The sequence below is a fragment of the Aeromicrobium sp. MLTX1 genome (genome assembly GCF_046452335.1).
Lineage (GTDB): Bacteria > Actinomycetota > Actinomycetes > Propionibacteriales > Nocardioidaceae > Aeromicrobium.
Genome location: NZ_JBKFDN010000001.1, coordinates 1465482 through 1482240, shown reverse-complemented (window position 1 = coordinate 1482240; position 16759 = coordinate 1465482). Strand labels below are relative to the sequence as shown.

Below are 16759 nucleotides of genomic sequence, written 5' to 3'. Positions count from 1 at the left end.
GAGATCCTCGAATTCTCAAGCCGCTCTTCGCTATATGAAGCACCGGGAATCTCGGTCGTGGATAGTCGGCAGCCATCGAATTTGACGATCCGACCCGATCATTGCGTGCGAGGATGCCGGTATGCACGAGCAGTTCGAGGTGAGCGGAGGCCCGCTCGATGGGCAGTCTGTCGCGCTCGAGAACGAGCACGACGAGGAAGTCATCTTCACAGAAGGCAAGGTGAAGCACGTTTACCGGACTTCGGTACGCCGGCCAAAGGACGAAACTAAGCACCCGGTACTACGGAAGCTCCTCTACGTCGGGCCGAACCCGTTCAGTCGGTGAGTCGCGTCCGCCGGCGACTACCAGGCGCGGCTAAGGAGCTGCGTTTCAACGGTGGGATGTCACTTCGCCGCGGCGACCAAGTTCGCGAAATTCTCACTCACTAGTTGCCTCGCGTCAGTTTCAGGTAGCTCGACGACCTGTGCGAGTGCCTCCAGCGTCGTTGTGACGTGCCATGGGTACGCAGGGCCGGCAGACGTGGCGGTGAACGGACCGTCAGTCTCAGTCAGGATCCGGTCGATGGGCATGGAACGCACCAACTCTCGTCCCTTTTCGGTCGCGAGCATGGGAAGCCCCACGCTGAACCAGCAACCATAGGTAATCGCCGTTTGCAGGTTCTTTGGCGTACCTGTGAACCAGTGCAGAACAGCAATTCCGGCATCTGGCCGGGAAGCTAGAGCGGCGAGCGTCGCCGCTGGCGCTCCCCGAGAGTGTACTGACATCACCCGTCCGCCTTCGCGGGCACATGATCGAAGTATGTGGTCGAAGACCAGCCGCTGGACTGGCCGCGAAGCAGAGTTTCGGGACAACCCATCGAGGCCCACCTCGCCGACGAACTCGGCCCTAGGAAGCAGAGAGTCAAAGATCTCGAGCTCGGAGGACCGCTCGGCGGCTAGTTCGGGATGGATTCCCAGGGCCGTCTTGATCATCGGCTTGCCGGCAGCGAGCGCCGCCGTGCCAATGTAGGCCGAAGGCGTAGTCGTCACCGACAGTGTCGCAATGCGTCGATGCTCAATGGCCTGAGCAACCGAGTGAGGTTCCGGGTAGAGGTCTAAGTGGCAATGAAAGTCGACGATCACGTGACTCCAAGTGTGGCATGGAGCGCACCCAACTCCGCGACTGCTCTTGCAATCATGTCGCGAGTGGCTGGGCGATCGGACTCTGCGACCCCGGAAAGCGAGGACCCCAGCCATCGATTAACCCCGACGTCGTCGATCGTGGATAGTGCATAGCCGACCGATCGAACGTCGTCGAACCGCGCGTGCTCTTCATCGTCGCGGCCAAGGTCCTCAAAGATATAGTCCGTCGCGTCACCTATGTCGGCTGCCAGGAACGCCGCCCTCCTGACCTGACACGGAAGGCACCTACCGCAGTGGGTGTAATTGAAGCGCTGGAAGCGTCCGCAGCTTGTGCTCGCCGATGCGGCTTTCACAAGAGTGGAGACATCAGCGCACTCTGCCATCATCTCGCCTTTGGTCTTGAACCTGTACGGGTTGATGATGTCGACTTCGATCCCGACACCGTCAAACACGTCCTGGACCATACGCAAAAACCGCGGGTGGGCAGTTCTGGTGCTGAGACTTCCTACTCGAAGGGGCGTGAGCGGCGGGTTGATGCAGATGTAGCCATTCTCGCTCACATAGAGCGGGATACGACTTCCGAATGCATATTCGAACAGCGTTGTCGCTGCAAGTGCTCCGTAGGCAATGAATGCCATCGACCGGGCGCGTTGCGTGGTCTCCTTCTGCCGGCCGGTCGCGACGTTGTGGTTCAGAACTAGGTGCTCACCTCCGAGAGTTCTCGCGAAGGACACCTGCTTCGCCTCATCTCCCCTAACGCTTTGGGAGACGAAGAATGGGGACTTCTTCTGACCAACCAGATCGACTCCTCCAATTAGACTGTCCAGCCCGCCTGAGAGAAGTGCGACACAGTCGGACACAGGGTTGTGGGCCTTCTTGCCGACGGGGTAGGAGTACGGCACCTTCCCTGCCGTGAACTCCAAGCTCCAGCGGTCAGTCGTAAGGAAACTCAGCGCTTCCGAAAGACGCGGGGCGTGAGCCGCCCAGCGGTCCGGGTCGCTCACGGGGACGACCAGTTCGAACTCCCGGGTCCACCCGTCCGCGCTTGCCGATCTCCGCGTGTCTGCGTCCGCCGCAAGCGCAGTTAGCGCAACCGAGAGGAAGTCCCAGGCTTGTGTAGCGGGCGTCAAACCTGCACGTCGGACCTGGCCAAGCAGGGCCGATCCGGCGCTCACGCGTGCACTGGAAGCTGGAGCATACAGTCCGACCTGTTCTCCATTTGTGACTCTTTCGACGCGCCTATTTTTCGGGTTGAACAGCTTCGCTTCATACCTCATTCGACGTACTCCTCAAAGACGCGAAGCGCCTCACTCATCGCCATTCGAACCGTTTCCTGAACCGACGATGTCGAGAGTTTCGCTCCAGCGTCCGTGACCTTTCGAAATGCTTCCGCGACTGTCTCCTTGATGTACGCGCGAACCTGCTTGAACCTCGCAAGCGCGACTGCCTTGGATGGGGCCTTATCGAGGAGATGCTTCCCCACGTCTAACTGAAATCGTCTGTAGACGTCGTGGGCCGTGAAACTCTCGATCGCGTACCTACGCTGCTCATCTGTCAGCGCAAGAAGGTCCGCATCGTTGAAACGCTCGAGCACGTCTGCCAGTGCGTCGCGGATCGCCTCGCGCGCGCTCTCTGCATCTTGAGTACCGTCATGTGGACGCGCGGCCTCAACGACTGCATCCATCACTTCTTCGGCGGACCTGCTCGACAGCAGCTTGCGATCTAGAAGCGACTCGCCCGTACTCGGATCAAGCACACCGCTCAGGTTTCGAGCAGTCCTCCCCGTTCCAGCGAGTCGGCGGCTCAGGTTCGCGCTTCCGCCGTAGCCGGTCGAAACATAGTGGCGAACCCCGGAGCGCATCCGCTGAACGTCTCCGGTCCTAGCGAAGGACGTCAGGTTCGACCGGGCGCCTGAGAATCGCCGACCGGGTGCAAGCAGCTCCACGTCCCCTGTTTCTGTCGGGGTCGCAGCTGGGTCACCCTCTGGTGGAGTGGGTTGGTTCGGGTCACCGTTATCGATAGGCGGATCGTCGGCCCACGGTGGGACCAGTGCGACGCCAGCGCCCGGGCCGGGGCTGCTTTGAGAAGTCCCCATCAGTCCTGAGCCTTCGCCGGCTGCTTGATCGCCTTCTTGACGGGGCCTGCCACCTTTGAGTCGTTCGTCCACTTGTCGAAAAGTTTCGGGGCCCACTTCTCCTGCCGGATCTTCGGCACGATTGATGGGTCGATCTGAGTCGGCGGGCGTTCACCTAGAAAGCCAGCCAGGCTAGTCCCGAGGTGTTCACCTCCGCGAGCAATCTCGAGCAGCGCGTCCAAGATTGCTGGAACTCCCCAGAGGTCTTCCCGACGGGCGACATCTATCAGTTTGTCGAAGACAGTCTGCAAGTCAGCTTGATTGAGTGCCGTGATGTCGCTGCGAAGGACTGCGGCCTCCGACGGCGAATGCACCAGCGCCTCGAGTACCTCCGCGGCCTGGGCAGACAGGCCAGCGTCTGCGTGAACGACGGGAAGGTGCTCACGACTGACGTAGATCGCCCCACGCATATCTTCGTCGCTGAGAGGCGGTGCCAAGTTCAACCACTCCTTTGCGAAGGGGGCACCCCAGAGCTCCATGTTTAGGCCCTCAGTCTGTCCGTCGCCGCCGGGCTCCAGCGGCCTTAGGAAAGCAGGCTTACCGTCCGCGCTATCCGTGATCGCGGCCGCCAACTGCAGATACAGCTCCGGAGGAGCCAAGCGTTCGAACAGTAGCAATTTCGCGAGGACCTGCTCGTCCACTGTCACGCCCTGACTACGAGCCACAGCCATGCGGATGGAGAGGGTGTTCATGAAGCGTTTGATCAACCTCGGATTGCCTGCAATCCCAGTTGCAGTCGCCATGAGTGGAGTGAGGCGCTCGGCGGTATCAAGTTGCGCCGCCAGGGGTGCGGGTAAGGAGACGCCGAGGCTCTGAACAAATGCGCGGTCGACGCGCTTGCCTCTCCATGAGTCCTTCAGTTGTTCGCACACCGCGATCCGGATCGTCTCTTGGTCATTTTCGCCGAGTGAACTCTGATGCACGAAGAGCAGGAACATGTAGGCCCGCACCTCTTGAGTACCCAGCGTCGGCACTCGGATCGGAATCTGGATCAACTTGTCGAAGTAGTTGGTGACGAGGGCCGTCGATGGGTCATCAAAGTGCTTGCGGACCGCGTGCTTGATCATCTCGTCGTCGGCAGCAATGACGAACGCCGTTCGATCCAGAAAGAGGAACAGGCGGATCGCTTCAAGAGTCGAGACCGCTGTTTCGGGCAGGCAGCGATCCAAGTCGTCGATTAGGACCACGAGCCTTATGTCGAGTTCCTCGAGCGCTTCCTCGAAGGTGCGGCGCAGGGCCTCAATCCTCTGCCTAGGACTCTCCTCAGTTTCCGAGTTCTTGATGAGCGTCTTGCCTTCAGCCGCCATCTTCTCAATCAGCCCTTGGCCATCTTCGATGACCTCGCCGTCAACTCCGTTGCCCGCGCGACCGAACCACGAAGTGACCTGTCCGATCAGGCCAACTGGGGGCAATCCGAGGGCCAGCGCTACCGCTGAGCCACCGACTAGGCTCGCGGCTCGAAACCAGTCGATTCGCTCGAGGAACTCTCTGGTCTTGTCGGAGCCAGTCTCCTTCTCCTTCGCTACTTCGGCGAGTTTGGTCCCAATGGTTTCCAGGAGGGCCGCACGTGCATCGTCGTAGCCTTGGTAGAGCCAGGCGTTGAACTCGACGAACTCGTACTTGATCTCGGCTTCATGACTGGACTTTGATAAGGCTTCCCGGGTCAACTTGATCAATGATGACTTACCGGTTCCCCAAGCGCCGGAAACGCCGATCGACAGCGGCTTGCCGTCGGCCTGCTCGATCAGTTCAACGACAGATCCTGCGATAGTCGCGAAGTTGATGTAGTCAATTGACGTTTCTGAATCAAGCCACATGAGACGCTCCTCGTCCAACCTTCCTGCCGTTGACCGGCCGTCGAAGAACTCCGAACCTAGGCCATCGCGAGCCTTACTGTCCGAACATTTCGACCCTTCGCCCTTGTCGGTGCCAATAAGCCAGCGGCAACGAGACCAAGTTCGTAGTTCAGCTCTGTCCGCTTGCTGAAGTCCCGCGCGGAGCGTGGGTGCTGGGGACGCTGCATTCCGCGCGGAATGTTGCTGTCCTGTTGAGGAGATGGCGGCTTATTACTGCTTTCTTGGAGCCCCGCTAGGGCGCACCGGAACGCGCGGTGCATCGAGGCGTCCCGTCCGCTGGAGGGTTAAGCGAGCCGCTCGATGGTCGTGACGACGGTGGTGACCGAGGGGCGGGTCGGGGTGCTGGAGAAGCCGAAGCGGCAGGGTGGGTCCACCGGGCGAAGGACTCCGAGGTCCTCCCCGCGCCACGTTCCGGTGACCGCGTCCACAGAGACGACGGACGTCGCGCCGTACCACTCGCGGCGGTCGTTGCCGGCGGTGCCGCGGGTGCGCACGCCCTTCATCACGACGCGGGCGATCGGGTCGATCGCCCCGCACCAGGCGGGCGCGGTCGCGAGGCGCGCGGGCACGAGGCCGAGCAGCGTGCTCAGTGGCGTGCGGCCGCCCACCACCAGCCGCAGCGACAGGGACGGCGTCGAGACCTCCCACCCGTCTGCGGTGTCCACGACGGACACGGGCTCGATGACGACCTCGTCGAACGAGTAGGTCGCCGCGACGAAGTCCCGCACCCGTTCAGAAGGTGCGAGGAGCACTCGATGACCCGCGGCGTCCTCGATCATCACGTCCGCAAAGGCGCCCCAGGGCGAGGCGTCCCAGCAGCCCACGACCACGCGGACCCCGCTCGTGCTGCCGACGCCGGCGATCCGGCCCTCGAAGCGCTCCCTGATCCGTCCGGCCCTCACGTGACCATCCTGCCCGCTCGGGACCCGAGCGCCTGTCGGTGACGAACGGCAGGATGGGCTCATGCTGCTCGCCGAGCTCGTCGCCACCTCCGAGGAGGTCGCCGCCACCCGCTCCCGCAAGGCGAAGGTCGCGCTGCTCGCCGGCCTGCTCGCCCGCGTCGAGCCCGACGAGCTCGAGGTCGTCGTATCCTACCTCGGCGGTGCGCTGCGCCAGCGCCGCACCGGCCTCGGCTGGCGGGGCGTGAGCGCTCCCGCGCCGCCCGCAACCGAACCCTCGCTGAGCGTCCTCGAGGTCGATGAGGCGTTCGCGGCCATGGCGCTGCTCTCCGGCTCGGGCTCGCAGGGTGCCCGCCGCGAGGCCGTCTTCGAGTTGTTCGGGCGCGCCACCGCCGCCGAGCAGGCGTGGCTGCGCGCGATCGTCACCGGCAACCTGCGCCAGGGCGCGCTCGACGCCGTCACGCAGGAGGCAGTCGCACTGGTCGCCGACGTGCCGGTCACCGCCGTCCGCCGGGCCGCGATGCTCGCCGGCAGCACCGTCGCCGCGGCGCGCGCCGCCTTCGAGGGTGAGGAAGCGCTGGCCGCGATCGGCCTCGAGGTCGGTCGTCCGGTCATGCCGATGCTCGCCTCGAGCGCGCCCGACGTGGCCGCTGCCATGACCGGCCTCTCCCCCGACGGCACCACCGAGGTCGCGGTCGACGCGAAGCTCGACGGCATCCGCATCCAGGTCCACCGCGACGGCGACGACGTCCTCGTGGTCACCCGCAGCCTCGACGACATCACCACACGGCTTCCCGAGGTGGTCGCGGTCGCCCGGTCGTTGCCCGCCTCGCGGTTCGTGCTCGACGGCGAGGCTCTCGCGCTCACCGACGACGGCCGGCCCATGGCCTTCCAGGACACCGCCAGTCGCACCGCCCAGGTCGAGGGCGTCGCGATCACGCCGCACTTCTTCGACGTGCTGCACGTCGACGGGCGCGACCTGCTCGACGCTCCCGGGCATGAACGGCTGGCTGCGCTCGACGCGCTCGTTCCCGAGCGGCATCGCGTCCGCCGCCTCGTCACGTCCTCCGCAGAAGCCGCGGATGCCTTCGCTGCCGAGACCATCGCGGCTGGCCACGAGGGCGTCGTCCTGAAGGATCTCTCGGCTCCCTATGCGGCGGGCCGGCGTGGAGCGGCTTGGGTCAAGGTCAAGCCTGTCCACACGCTCGATCTCGTCGTCCTCGCCGTCGAGTGGGGCTCGGGCCGGCGGCAGGGCTGGTTGTCCAACATCCACCTTGGCGCGCGGGACGAGTCGTCCCCTACCGGCTTCGTGATGCTGGGCAAGACGTTCAAGGGGATGACCGACGAGATGCTCGCTTGGCAGACCGAGCGGTTCCTGTCGCTGGAGACGCATCGGGAGGGACACGTCGTTCACCTGCGGCCTGAGCAGGTCGTGGAGATCGCCTTCGATGGGTTGCAGCGGTCTACCCGGTATGCCGGTGGGCTGGCGCTGCGGTTCGCTCGGGTGGTTCGTTATCGCGACGACAAGTCAGTCGCTGAGGCCGACGCGATGGAGACGGTGCGGTCGCTCGTCACGGGGTGAAGGTGACGTGGTCTCGATAGACCCGTCTCGCTGCGCTCGCCGGGCACTCGACCACCGGGGTCCGGTGGTCGAGTGCCGCGAGGAACGAGCGGTGTATCGAGACCTCAGCCGGCGTTGCGGATGCTGCGGAGGTTCACGACGCGGTAGCCGGCCTGGAAGGTCAGGCCGTTCGTGAAGTAGTTGGCCACGGGGGTCATGAGCGGGACGAAGTCGGCCCGCTCGAGCAGCGCGGCCTCGGCCTCGCCCCAGCGCTGGCAGCGCTCGTCGCCCTCGAGGCTCGACACGCTGTTCTTGATGAGATCGTCGAAGGCCTCGTTGTCGACGCGGCCCCAGTTCATGGCGCCGCCCTCGCCGAACACCGAGCTCATCTTCGTCGCCATCGGGTACGGCGTGCGGATCGCGGTCTGGTACGGGTAGACGAAGATGTCCCAGCCCGAGCCGTCGCCGTAGAGGATGCCCGCGCCCTGCGCGAGGGTGCCGTTCGTGACCTCCACCTTGATGCCCAGCTGGCGCAGCGTGTCGGCGATGTAGTCCGGGCCCGAGTTCTGCACGTCGTAGCCGAGCAGCTCGACCGTCAGCTCCTTGCCGCCCTCGCCGTAGCCCGCGGCCTCCAGCTCGGCCTTCGCCTTGTCCATGCTCAGCTCGGGCACGAACTTCTCGTTCTCGGGCGTGTAGCAGTTCATGTTGTCGGTGATCACCGTGCGCGCGGGCTCGGCGACGCCGAACGAGGCCGCCTTGGCATACCCGGCCGGGTCCAGCGCGTGCGCCACGACCTTGCGCAGGCGCTCGTCCGCGAACGGGCGGCCCTCGCGCTCGTTGAACGACACCGAGTCGGCACCGAAGGCCTTGCCCTGGATCGGCTCGTGCTCGCGCTCGAGGCGCTCGGAGTCACGGCCCAGGACGGCCGCGATGTCGGTGGCGCCGGTCTCGAAGAGGTTGGCGCGGGTCGAGTCCGCGGTGACCACGCGCATCGTGACCTTCTCGGGGAGCTCCTCGTCGTCGCCCAGGCCGGGCGAGTCCCAGGCCTCCAGCACGTACTCCTCGCCGCGCTTGAGCGTCGTGATCTTGTACGGACCCGAGCCCTGCGGCGCCGTGGCGAGGCCCTCGACGTCCTCGAGGCCCTTCGGGCACACGATGAACGCGTTGGTCATCGACTCGAGCATGTCGGTGTGCGGCTCGTTGACCTCGATGGTCAGGGTGTCGGCCTCGTCGTCGCCGACGATCGACTTGGCGCCGCCCGAGCCGAACAGGCGGCCGCGGAACGGCGAGCCCGACTCGGGATCGGCGAGACGCTCCATGTTCTTCGCGACGTCCGACGGCAGCAGGTCGGAGCCGTCGCTGCACTTCAGGTCGGGGCGCAGGTGGAAGACGACCTTCGTGGGGGTGACCTCCCACTTCTCGGCCATCGCCGGGGCGACGCCGCCGGTCTGGTGGTCCTGGCGGACGGGGGTGTCGTAGACGGCCTCGAAGACCTGCATCGCGCCCTGGTCGGAGGCCGAGATCGCGGGATCGAAGGTGTCGACGTCGTTGCGCAGGTCCATCACGATGCTGTCGGGGACCTCCCCCGCCTTGCCCTCGGAACCTCCGGACTCACCGCCGCACGCCGCGAGCGTGAGCGCCGCGACGGCCACGAGTGCCGATGCCTGAATTCGTCTCGACATGAACAGCCTTCCCTCCGATGAGCGTGTGATCGTCCTCACACGTTCCCGCCATCCTGCTGGCCTCGGAGACCGAAGTCAATGTTGAATTCAGGTTTAGTTAGCGTTTCACCGTCACGGCATCGTGGCGGTGGGCATGCCGGTGGCAGGCCGCACACAGGCCCACGAGATTCTCCAGATCCGTCGGCCCCCCATCGGACCATCGCCGTCGGTGATGCACGTGGTCGATGGCGTGCGTGCAGTGCTCGGTGGCACATCGTCCGCGCTGCGCGAACCACGTCGCGTGACGCTGCTTCGGCGTCGCGTCCCGATGGCGACGGCCGACGTCGAGGACTTGGGCGCGGGGGCCGATCCGGTCCACCAGGACCGGCACGAGGTCGGCACCGCAGGTCAGGTGGGCCAGCAGGTTCGGGCCGATGTGGCCGAACCCGACCAGCTCGGCGGGCTCGACCGGAGCGAACGCGGACTCGGTGGCCGGCGCCAGGGCGGCCTGCAGGGTGCCGGCGTCCACGACCACGTGGACCTGCGGCCGCACGGTTCCGTCAGACGGGAGGCCGTCCGTGAGCACGCGCGTGAGCAGGAGGTCGAGGCCGTCGAGGCGGCGCTGCGCCCCGGTGCGGTCGTCGCCGGCCTCCCGCGGGACGGACACCGCGTCGAGCACGGCCGCGAGCCTGGCTCCCACGTCGGTCGGCAGGAAGCCGGTCAGGTGCCACCCGTCGGGAAGCGCGCGCAGGCTCACGTGGGCCTTGTCCTGGCCCTCGATCCACGCCGCGTCCAGCTGCTCGGGGTACAGCACGGCGCGCATCCGGTCGACGAGTGACTTCAGCCGCGACGGGGTGTGCTGCTCCGCGACCGAGACGAGGTGCGTCTCGATGCGGCGCACCTCGTCCGGGTCGACGTGACGGAGCGCGAAGGCGAAACGTGCGACGTGGTCGCCGGAGATCCGCCCCGCCCGCGCGGCCGCGCCCACCTCGGGCAGGTCGCGCATCGTGGCGGCCGACCGGATCAGTCGCTTGGTCCGGCCGGAGTCCTGTCGCAGCTCGCGCCGCGCCCAAGTGGCCGCACTCGAGGCGTCCTCGGCGACGTAGGCCTGCGTGACGTCGATCTCCTCCAGGCGCTCGGCCAACGCGGCCTCGGCCGCATCCCGCAGCACGGCGAGGGCGCGTGCCTCGTCGTGCACCGAGGTGGTGACGGACTGCAGCGTGCGCAGGGCGTCGCGCAGCACCGTCAGCACCTCGTCGGCCCCCGAACTCATGCACCCATCCTATTGGGTCACCTGTTCGAATGTCCAGCCTTTTTCCCTGTCATTCCAAGACAAAGATGAGACATTTGGCCCACGTCGCAGCCGCGGTCGGCGCCCGTCAGCGAGCGTGCGTCACGCCTCCGTCGACCGTGATGGTCGAGCCCACCACGTAGTCGCCCGAACGAGCGGCCAGGTAGATCGCCGCGGCAGCCATGTCCTCGGACGTGCCGATGCGGCCCGACGGGATCGAGGCCTTGATCTCGTCGCCACGATCGCGCGCGTCCTTGTTCATGTTCGAGGCGAACGCGCCCGGCGCGATGCCGCTGACCGCGATGTCGTCCTCGATCAGGCGGATCGCCATGCGACGCGTCAGCTGGATGACCCCGGCCTTGCTCGCGTGGTACGAGTACGTCTCCTGCGGGTTCAGGCTGATGCCGTCGATCGAGGCGATGTTGATGACCTTCGCGAGGTGGTCGCCCGTGGCCGCCACGAGGTCGGACTTGAGCGCCTGCGTCAGGAAGAACAGGGACTTCACGTTGAGGTCCATGACCTTGTCCCAGCCCGACTCGGGGAACTCGTCGAACGGGGCGCCCCAGGCGGCACCGGCGTTGTTGACCAGGATGTCCAGGCTCGACTCGTGCTCGCGGTAGCGGGCGACGAGGTCGTTGATGCCGTCGAGCGTCGAGACGTCGGCCGGCAGCGACACGCACGTGCCGAACTCCGAGAGCTCCTTCGCGGTGGCGTCGCACGCCTCGGCCTTGCGAGCCGAGATGTAGACGCGGGCGCCCTGCTTGAGGAAGCCCTCGGCGATCATGCGGCCGATGCCGCGCGAGCCGCCGGTGACGAGGGCCGTGCGGCCCTCGAGGCTGAACAGCTGGGTGGTGTCCATGGATGAAACCTCCGTGTGGTTGGACGGTTGGTCAGTGCTGCGGAAGGTCGACGAGTGCGGCCAGGTCGGTCCGGTGCGCCGCGGGCGTGCCGAGCGCGAGCTGGTCGGACTTGGCGCGCTTCAGGTACAGGTGGATCGCATGCTCCCACGTCATGCCGATGCCGCCGTGCAGCTGGAGCGCCTCCTCGGCCGCGTGCACCGCGACGTCGGAGCAGTACGACTGGGCCACGGCCTGTGCCACGGGGGCGTCGGCGTCGTCCGTCGCGAGCGTGTCGGCGGCGTAGCGTGCGGCGGCCTGCGCCTGCGCGACCTCGAGGTAGAGGTCGGCGAGCCGGTGCTTGATCGCCTGGAACGAGCCGATCGGCCGGGCGAACTGGACCCGCGTCTTGGCGTACTCGACGGTCGTCTCCAGGCACCACTGCGCCAGGCCCACCTGCTCGGAGGCGAGCAGGGCGGCACCGGCCGCGAGCGCGGCGTCGATCGCCGCCACGGCAGTATCGCCCTCGGCCAGCACGCGGCCCTCCCCCGTCGGCGTGACCGACGCGAGCGGGCGGCTCATGTCGAGCGACGTGAGCGGCTCGACCTCGGCCGACTCGTGCAGCGCGAGCCGCACGGTGCCGTCGACGAGCGTCGGCACCAGGAACAGGTCGGCGCCCAGCGCCCCCGCCACAGGGGCGACCGCACCACGCTCGGGCGCCGACCAGGATCCGGACCGCGCCGACCACGGCAGCACCAGCACCGCGCGGTGCTCGCCGGCGGCCAGCTGCGGCAGGACGTCCTCGGCTCCGAGGGCGACCAGCGCGGTGGTGGCCACGACGGCGCTCTCGAGGAACGGGACCGGGGCGACGGTGCGCCCCAGCTCCTCCAGGACCACGGCGGCCTCGCGCGCACCCGCGCCGACGCCACCCCACGCCTCGGGGACCAGCAGGCCGGCCAGGCCGAGGTCGCCCGCGAGCGCCGACCACACGCCGGACACGTCGGTGTCGGGCGCGTCGTAGAGCGCCGCCACGCGATCGGAGTCCGTCGTGCGACCCAGCGCGCCACGCACGCTCGACCGCAGCGACTCCTCGACATCGGAGTACAGCAAGTCACTCATCGGGGCACCTCGTTGAAGGGCACGCCCTTGTCGGGGCGGTGGTCGGCGGGCAGGCCCAGCACGCGCTCGGACACGACGTTGCGCATGATCTCGGACGTGCCGCCCTCGATCGAGTTGCCCTTGGCGCGCAGGTAGCGGAAGCCCGGGCCGCGGCCCAGGAAGCTCGCCGACGCGGTGCGCACCATCGTCCAGTCGTCGTACTGCAGGCCGGCGTCGGGATCGAGCTCGAGCGCGAAGCCCGAGATCTTTTGTGCCTGCTGGGCGAAGGCCAGCTTCATGGCGGAGCTCTCGGGGCCGGGCTGACCGACGGCCAGCTGCTGGCGGAGGCGCTCGCCCGCGAGGCGGGTCACCTCGGTCTCGACCCACCACGACATGAGGCGGTCGTGCTCGGCGGCCGAGCGGACCGACGGATCGCTGCGCCACCGCTCGGTGACGATGCCGATCTGGCCGGCCTCGCGGTCGGCACCGCTGCCGATCGCGACGCGCTCGTTGTTGAGCGTGGTCGTCGCGACGCGCCAGCCCTGGCCCACCTCGCCGACACGGTCGGTGTCGGGGACGCGGACGTCGGTCAGGAAGACCTCGTTGAACTCGGCCTCGCCGGTGATCTGGCGCAGCGGGCGCACGTCGACGCCGGGGTCGCTCATGTCGACCACGAAGTACGACAGGCCCGCGTGCTTCACGACCGTCGGGTCGGTGCGGGCGACGAGGATCGCGCGCTGCGCGTTCTGCGCGCCCGAGGTCCACACCTTCTGGCCGTTGACGGTCCAGGTGTCACCGTCAAGGACGGCCTTGGTGGTCACGCCCGCGAGGTCGGAGCCGGCGCCGGGCTCACTGAAGAGCTGGCACCAGACCTCCTCGCACGTGAACAGCGGGCGTAGGTAGCGGTCCTGCTGCTCGGGGGTGCCGAACGCGATGAGCGTCGGTGCCGCCATGCCCAGACCGATGCTGTTGAGCCCGAGGTCGGGCGCCGGGGCGCCCGCCTCGGCCAGCAGCTGCTCGACGACCTGCTGCTCCTCGCGCGGACGGTCCAGTCCGCCGCGCCCGACCGGGAAGTGCACCCAGGCCAGGCCGGCGTCGAACCGGGCGCCGAGGAACTCGACGGGGTCGACCGTGGCGAGGTCGAAGCGGCCGACCAGCTCGGCGACCGCGGCGCGGACATCAGTCACGCTGGGCCTGCTTGCGGAGCTCGTGACGCGCGAGGGCGTTCTTGTGCACCTCGTCCGGGCCGTCGGCGAAGCGCAGCGTGCGCACCTGGGCGAACCACTCGGCGATCGGGAAGTCCTGGCTCAGGCCGCCACCGCCGTGGACCTGGATGGCCTTGTCGACGATCCACTCCACCGTGCGGGGAGCGGCGATCTTGATGGCCTGGATCTCCGTGTGCGCGCCCTTGTTGCCGACGGTGTCCATCAGCCAGGCGGCCTTGAGGGTCAGCAGGCGGATCTGCTCGATCTTCACGCGCGACTCGGCGATCCAGTCGCGGACGACGCCCTGCTCGCTCAGCGGCTTGCCGAAGGCGACACGCTCGTTGGCGCGGGCGATCATCAGCTCGAGGCTGCGCTCGGCGATGCCGATGAGGCGCATGCAGTGGTGGATGCGGCCGGGCCCGAGGCGGGCCTGCGCGATGGCGAAGCCCTCGCCCTCGCCGGCGATGAGGTTCGAGGCCGGGACGCGCACGTCGGTGAAGATGACCTCCGCGTGGCCGCCGTGGTCGCGGTCGTCGTAGCCGAAGACGCGCATGCCGCGCTTGATTTCGATGCCGGGGGTGTCACGGGGGACGAGGATCTGCGACTGCTGGCGGTGACGCGACGCGTTGGGGTCGGTCTTGCCCATCACGATCATGATCTTGGCGTTCGGGTTCATGGCGCCCGAGATGAACCACTTGCGGCCGTTGATGACGTACTCGTCACCGTCGCGCTCGATGCGGGTCTCGATGTTGGTGGCGTCCGAGCTGGCGACGGCCGGCTCGGTCATCGCGAAGGCGGAGCGGATCTCGCCCTCGAGGAGCGGCTCAAGCCACTCCTTCTTCTGCTGCTCGGTGCCGAACATGCTCAGCACCTCCATGTTGCCCGTGTCGGGCGCGGCGCAGTTCGTCACCGTGGGGGCGATGTGGAGGCTGCGGCCCATGATCTCGCACAGCGGGGCGTACTGGAGGTTCGTCAGGCCCGCGCCCTCGGCGCCGGGGTGGAAGAGGTTCCACAGGCCGCGCTTCCTCGCCTCGGCCTTGAGCGGCTCGATGACCGGCGGCGGCGACCACACGTCCGGAGCGGACTCGAGCTGCTCCCAGAACGTCGCCTCGGCGGGGTACACGAACTCCTCCATGAACGCGTTGAGGCGATCGATGAGGTCTTGGGTGGTCGAGTCGTACGCGAATTCCACGGCATTTCTCCAAACTTGAATTCAGATTCAACTCAGAGTAGCGCGTGAGGGGTCGCTCTGGCAATGGTCTCCGGGGGCCGTCAGGCGCGGGCGGGCTGCGGCAGCGTCATGCCCAGCGCGTTGAACCACAGCTTCGTCGACGTCTCCACCATCGCGTCGACGTCCCAGCTCTCCCCCAGCGCGATGGAGTAGTACGCCAGCCGGCTCACCATGCTGGCCAGGGCGCGCGCCGTCATCAGCGGGTCGAGCGTCGGGTCGGCCAGGCCGGACTCCTGCGCCGACTCGATCCAGCGCGCCACGCGGTCGGTGAACAGCTGCGAGCGGCGCACGCGCAGCTCGCGGAACTCGGGGTTGATCGTGGCGACCTGCTCGAGCAGCACCATGAGCTTGGCGTTGCGGCCGTACGCCTCGAAGTACGCGCGGTTGCTGGCCTCCAGCACCGCGGCGATGTTCTCGGGGTCCTCCGCCACGTGCGGCAGGCCCGGGTGCAGCATGTCGTCCTGCGCGACCTGAAGGACGGCCGTGAAGATCTCGTCCTTGCTGTCGAAGTACGTGTAGAAGGTGCCGATCGACGTGTTCGCCTCGCGGGCGATGTCGGTCAGCCGGGAGTTGATGAACCCGTCGCGCTCGAAGACCCGGCGGGCGGCGCGGACGAGGGACTGGCGGGTGCGCAGACCCCGGGCCGTCACCGGAAGGGAGCGCAGGTGGCTCTCGTCGATGAGGGACCCGGGGACCGCGTCACCCTGGGGACTACTGGGCTTGGTCACCGACGGGCCTGAGGACCGAGATGACGGGGGCACCCGCGACCAGGTCCTTGAGGACCCCGCCGAACGCCTCGAACTCGGGCGATGCGCCGTGGCGACGCAGGGCGTCGCCGTCGGCGTACGTCTCGAGCAGCACGTAGTCGACCTGGCTGCCGCTGACGCGCTGGAGGTCCCAGCGGGTGCAGCCCTCGTCGGCGAGCATGCCGGGACGGGCGGCCGCGACGGCCTCCTCGAACTCGGCGGTGCGGTCCTCGCGGACCGTGACGGCGGCGGTCACGTTGATCATCGGTCTCCTCCGGTCTCGGCGATGCGACGACGGCCGAAGACGGGCGTCCGCTTCTCGACGAACGCGCGCACGGCACCGATGTGGTCATCGGTCAGGCCCGTCGCCTTGTGCAGCGGAACCTCGGCGTCCATGCTCTCCTCGAGGCTCTCACGCGGAGCGCGGTCGAGGTTGTCGAGCATGCTCGCGTAGGCCTGCGCCGGACCGTTCGCCAGCTGCTCGGCCAGCTCGCGGACGCGCGCCTCGAACTGCTCCTCGGGGACGACCTCGTTGAGCAGGCCCAGCTCGCGCGCCTCCTCCGCGCGGACGCGCGGGTTCAGCAGCATGAGCTCGCGGGCCTTGACCGGGCCGACGATGTCGTTGAGCAGCCACGCGACGCCGAAGTCGCCCGACAGGCCGATGGCGCCGAACGCCGTCGCGAAGACCGCGCGCTCGCTGCCGATGCGGAAGTCGGCGGCCAGGGCCAGGCCCAGGCCGGCGCCGGCCGCGGCGCCCGGGATCGCGGCGATCACGGGCTTGCGGCTGCGGTAGAGCTTGCCGACCGTGGCGCGCTGCGCCTTGCGCTGCGCCTCGACCGCGTCGGCGTCGACCTCGTCGGCGCCGGCGCCCTCACCGCCCTTGGCGTCGAAGTCCTGGACGTCGCCGCCGGAGCAGAACGCCTTGCCGGCGCCCGTGATGACGATGACGCCGACCTCGTCGGACTCCTGCATCGCGTCCACCAGCGACTCGATGCCCGCGACCATCGCGTCGGACAGCGCGTTGCGGCGATCCGGACGGTTGAGGGTGATCGTGCCGATGCCGTCCTCGACGTCGCCGTAGACGTCGTCCTCGGTGCTCGTGCCGTTGATCAGCATGAC

The 16759-nt window shown here is 67.5% G+C and carries 16 protein-coding genes; 2 read left to right on the top strand and 14 right to left on the bottom strand.

What is annotated here, in order from left to right; genetic code table 11:
• Nucleotides 1-121: 121 nt before the first annotated feature.
• A complete protein-coding gene (locus ACK99Q_RS07085) occupies nt 122-325 on the top strand; it encodes a hypothetical protein (protein WP_410185448.1) in 204 nt (67 codons plus the stop codon).
• Between the two features lie 59 nt (nt 326-384).
• Here the strand turns inward: ACK99Q_RS07085 and qatD are convergent, their stop codons facing one another.
• The 5 genes from qatD to ACK99Q_RS07060 form a co-directional block, all read right to left on the bottom strand.
• Nucleotides 385-1122, bottom strand: a complete 738-nt coding sequence (gene qatD / locus ACK99Q_RS07080) for a Qat anti-phage system TatD family nuclease QatD (protein ID WP_410185447.1) — start codon at nt 1120-1122, stop codon at nt 385-387.
• Nucleotides 1119-2399 carry a Qat anti-phage system QueC-like protein QatC gene (qatC, locus tag ACK99Q_RS07075; RefSeq protein ID WP_410185446.1) on the bottom strand — a complete coding sequence of 427 codons (1281 nt, stop codon included), beginning with the start codon at nt 2397-2399 and terminating at the stop codon, nt 1119-1121. Before qatC ends, qatD begins: the two co-directional genes overlap by 4 nt.
• Entirely contained in the window at nt 2396-3067 is a 672-nt protein-coding gene (qatB, locus tag ACK99Q_RS07070; RefSeq protein WP_410185445.1) for a Qat anti-phage system associated protein QatB, read from the bottom strand. Before qatB ends, qatC begins: the two co-directional genes overlap by 4 nt.
• 149 nt (nt 3068-3216) lie before the next feature.
• Nucleotides 3217-5073, bottom strand: a complete 1857-nt coding sequence (locus ACK99Q_RS07065) for a P-loop NTPase fold protein (protein WP_410185444.1) — start codon at nt 5071-5073, stop codon at nt 3217-3219.
• A gap of 323 nt (nt 5074-5396) precedes the next feature.
• Nucleotides 5397-6014, bottom strand: a complete 618-nt coding sequence (locus tag ACK99Q_RS07060) for a hypothetical protein (protein ID WP_410185443.1) — start codon at nt 6012-6014, stop codon at nt 5397-5399.
• A 61-nt stretch (nt 6015-6075) separates the two neighbouring features.
• On the opposite strand from ACK99Q_RS07060, the gene ACK99Q_RS07055 reads away from it, so the two are divergent.
• Nucleotides 6076-7593 carry an ATP-dependent DNA ligase gene (locus ACK99Q_RS07055; protein ID WP_410185442.1) on the top strand — a complete coding sequence of 506 codons (1518 nt, stop codon included), beginning with the start codon at nt 6076-6078 and terminating at the stop codon, nt 7591-7593.
• Between the two features lie 104 nt (nt 7594-7697).
• Here the strand turns inward: ACK99Q_RS07055 and ACK99Q_RS07050 are convergent, their stop codons facing one another.
• The 9 genes from ACK99Q_RS07050 to ACK99Q_RS07010 form a co-directional block, all read right to left on the bottom strand.
• Entirely contained in the window at nt 7698-9254 is a 1557-nt protein-coding gene (locus tag ACK99Q_RS07050; protein WP_410185441.1) for an ABC transporter substrate-binding protein, read from the bottom strand.
• 97 nt (nt 9255-9351) lie between these two features.
• Nucleotides 9352-10506, bottom strand: a complete 1155-nt coding sequence (locus tag ACK99Q_RS07045) for a DUF222 domain-containing protein (protein WP_410185440.1) — start codon at nt 10504-10506, stop codon at nt 9352-9354.
• A 106-nt stretch (nt 10507-10612) separates the two neighbouring features.
• Entirely contained in the window at nt 10613-11383 is a 771-nt protein-coding gene (locus ACK99Q_RS07040) for an SDR family oxidoreductase (protein WP_410185439.1), read from the bottom strand.
• 31 nt (nt 11384-11414) lie between these two features.
• Entirely contained in the window at nt 11415-12479 is a 1065-nt protein-coding gene (locus ACK99Q_RS07035; protein WP_410185438.1) for an acyl-CoA dehydrogenase family protein, read from the bottom strand.
• Complete coding sequence (locus tag ACK99Q_RS07030; RefSeq protein WP_410185437.1) at nt 12476-13645, bottom strand: acyl-CoA dehydrogenase family protein; 1170 nt, start codon at nt 13643-13645, stop codon at nt 12476-12478. The genes ACK99Q_RS07035 and ACK99Q_RS07030 overlap by 4 nt, the downstream gene beginning before the upstream one ends.
• Nucleotides 13638-14855: an acyl-CoA dehydrogenase family protein gene (locus ACK99Q_RS07025; protein ID WP_410185436.1), complete on the bottom strand. Its 1218-nt coding sequence runs from the start codon at nt 14853-14855 to the stop codon at nt 13638-13640. Before ACK99Q_RS07025 ends, ACK99Q_RS07030 begins: the two co-directional genes overlap by 8 nt.
• A gap of 80 nt (nt 14856-14935) precedes the next feature.
• Nucleotides 14936-15622, bottom strand: coding sequence for a TetR/AcrR family transcriptional regulator (locus ACK99Q_RS07020; RefSeq protein WP_410185435.1), 687 nt, complete (start codon nt 15620-15622; stop codon nt 14936-14938).
• A complete protein-coding gene (locus tag ACK99Q_RS07015; protein WP_410185434.1) occupies nt 15606-15905 on the bottom strand; it encodes a putative quinol monooxygenase in 300 nt (99 codons plus the stop codon). Before ACK99Q_RS07015 ends, ACK99Q_RS07020 begins: the two co-directional genes overlap by 17 nt.
• Nucleotides 15902-16756: an enoyl-CoA hydratase-related protein gene (locus ACK99Q_RS07010; RefSeq protein ID WP_410185433.1), complete on the bottom strand. Its 855-nt coding sequence runs from the start codon at nt 16754-16756 to the stop codon at nt 15902-15904. Before ACK99Q_RS07010 ends, ACK99Q_RS07015 begins: the two co-directional genes overlap by 4 nt.
• Nucleotides 16757-16759: the final 3 nt, after the last annotated feature.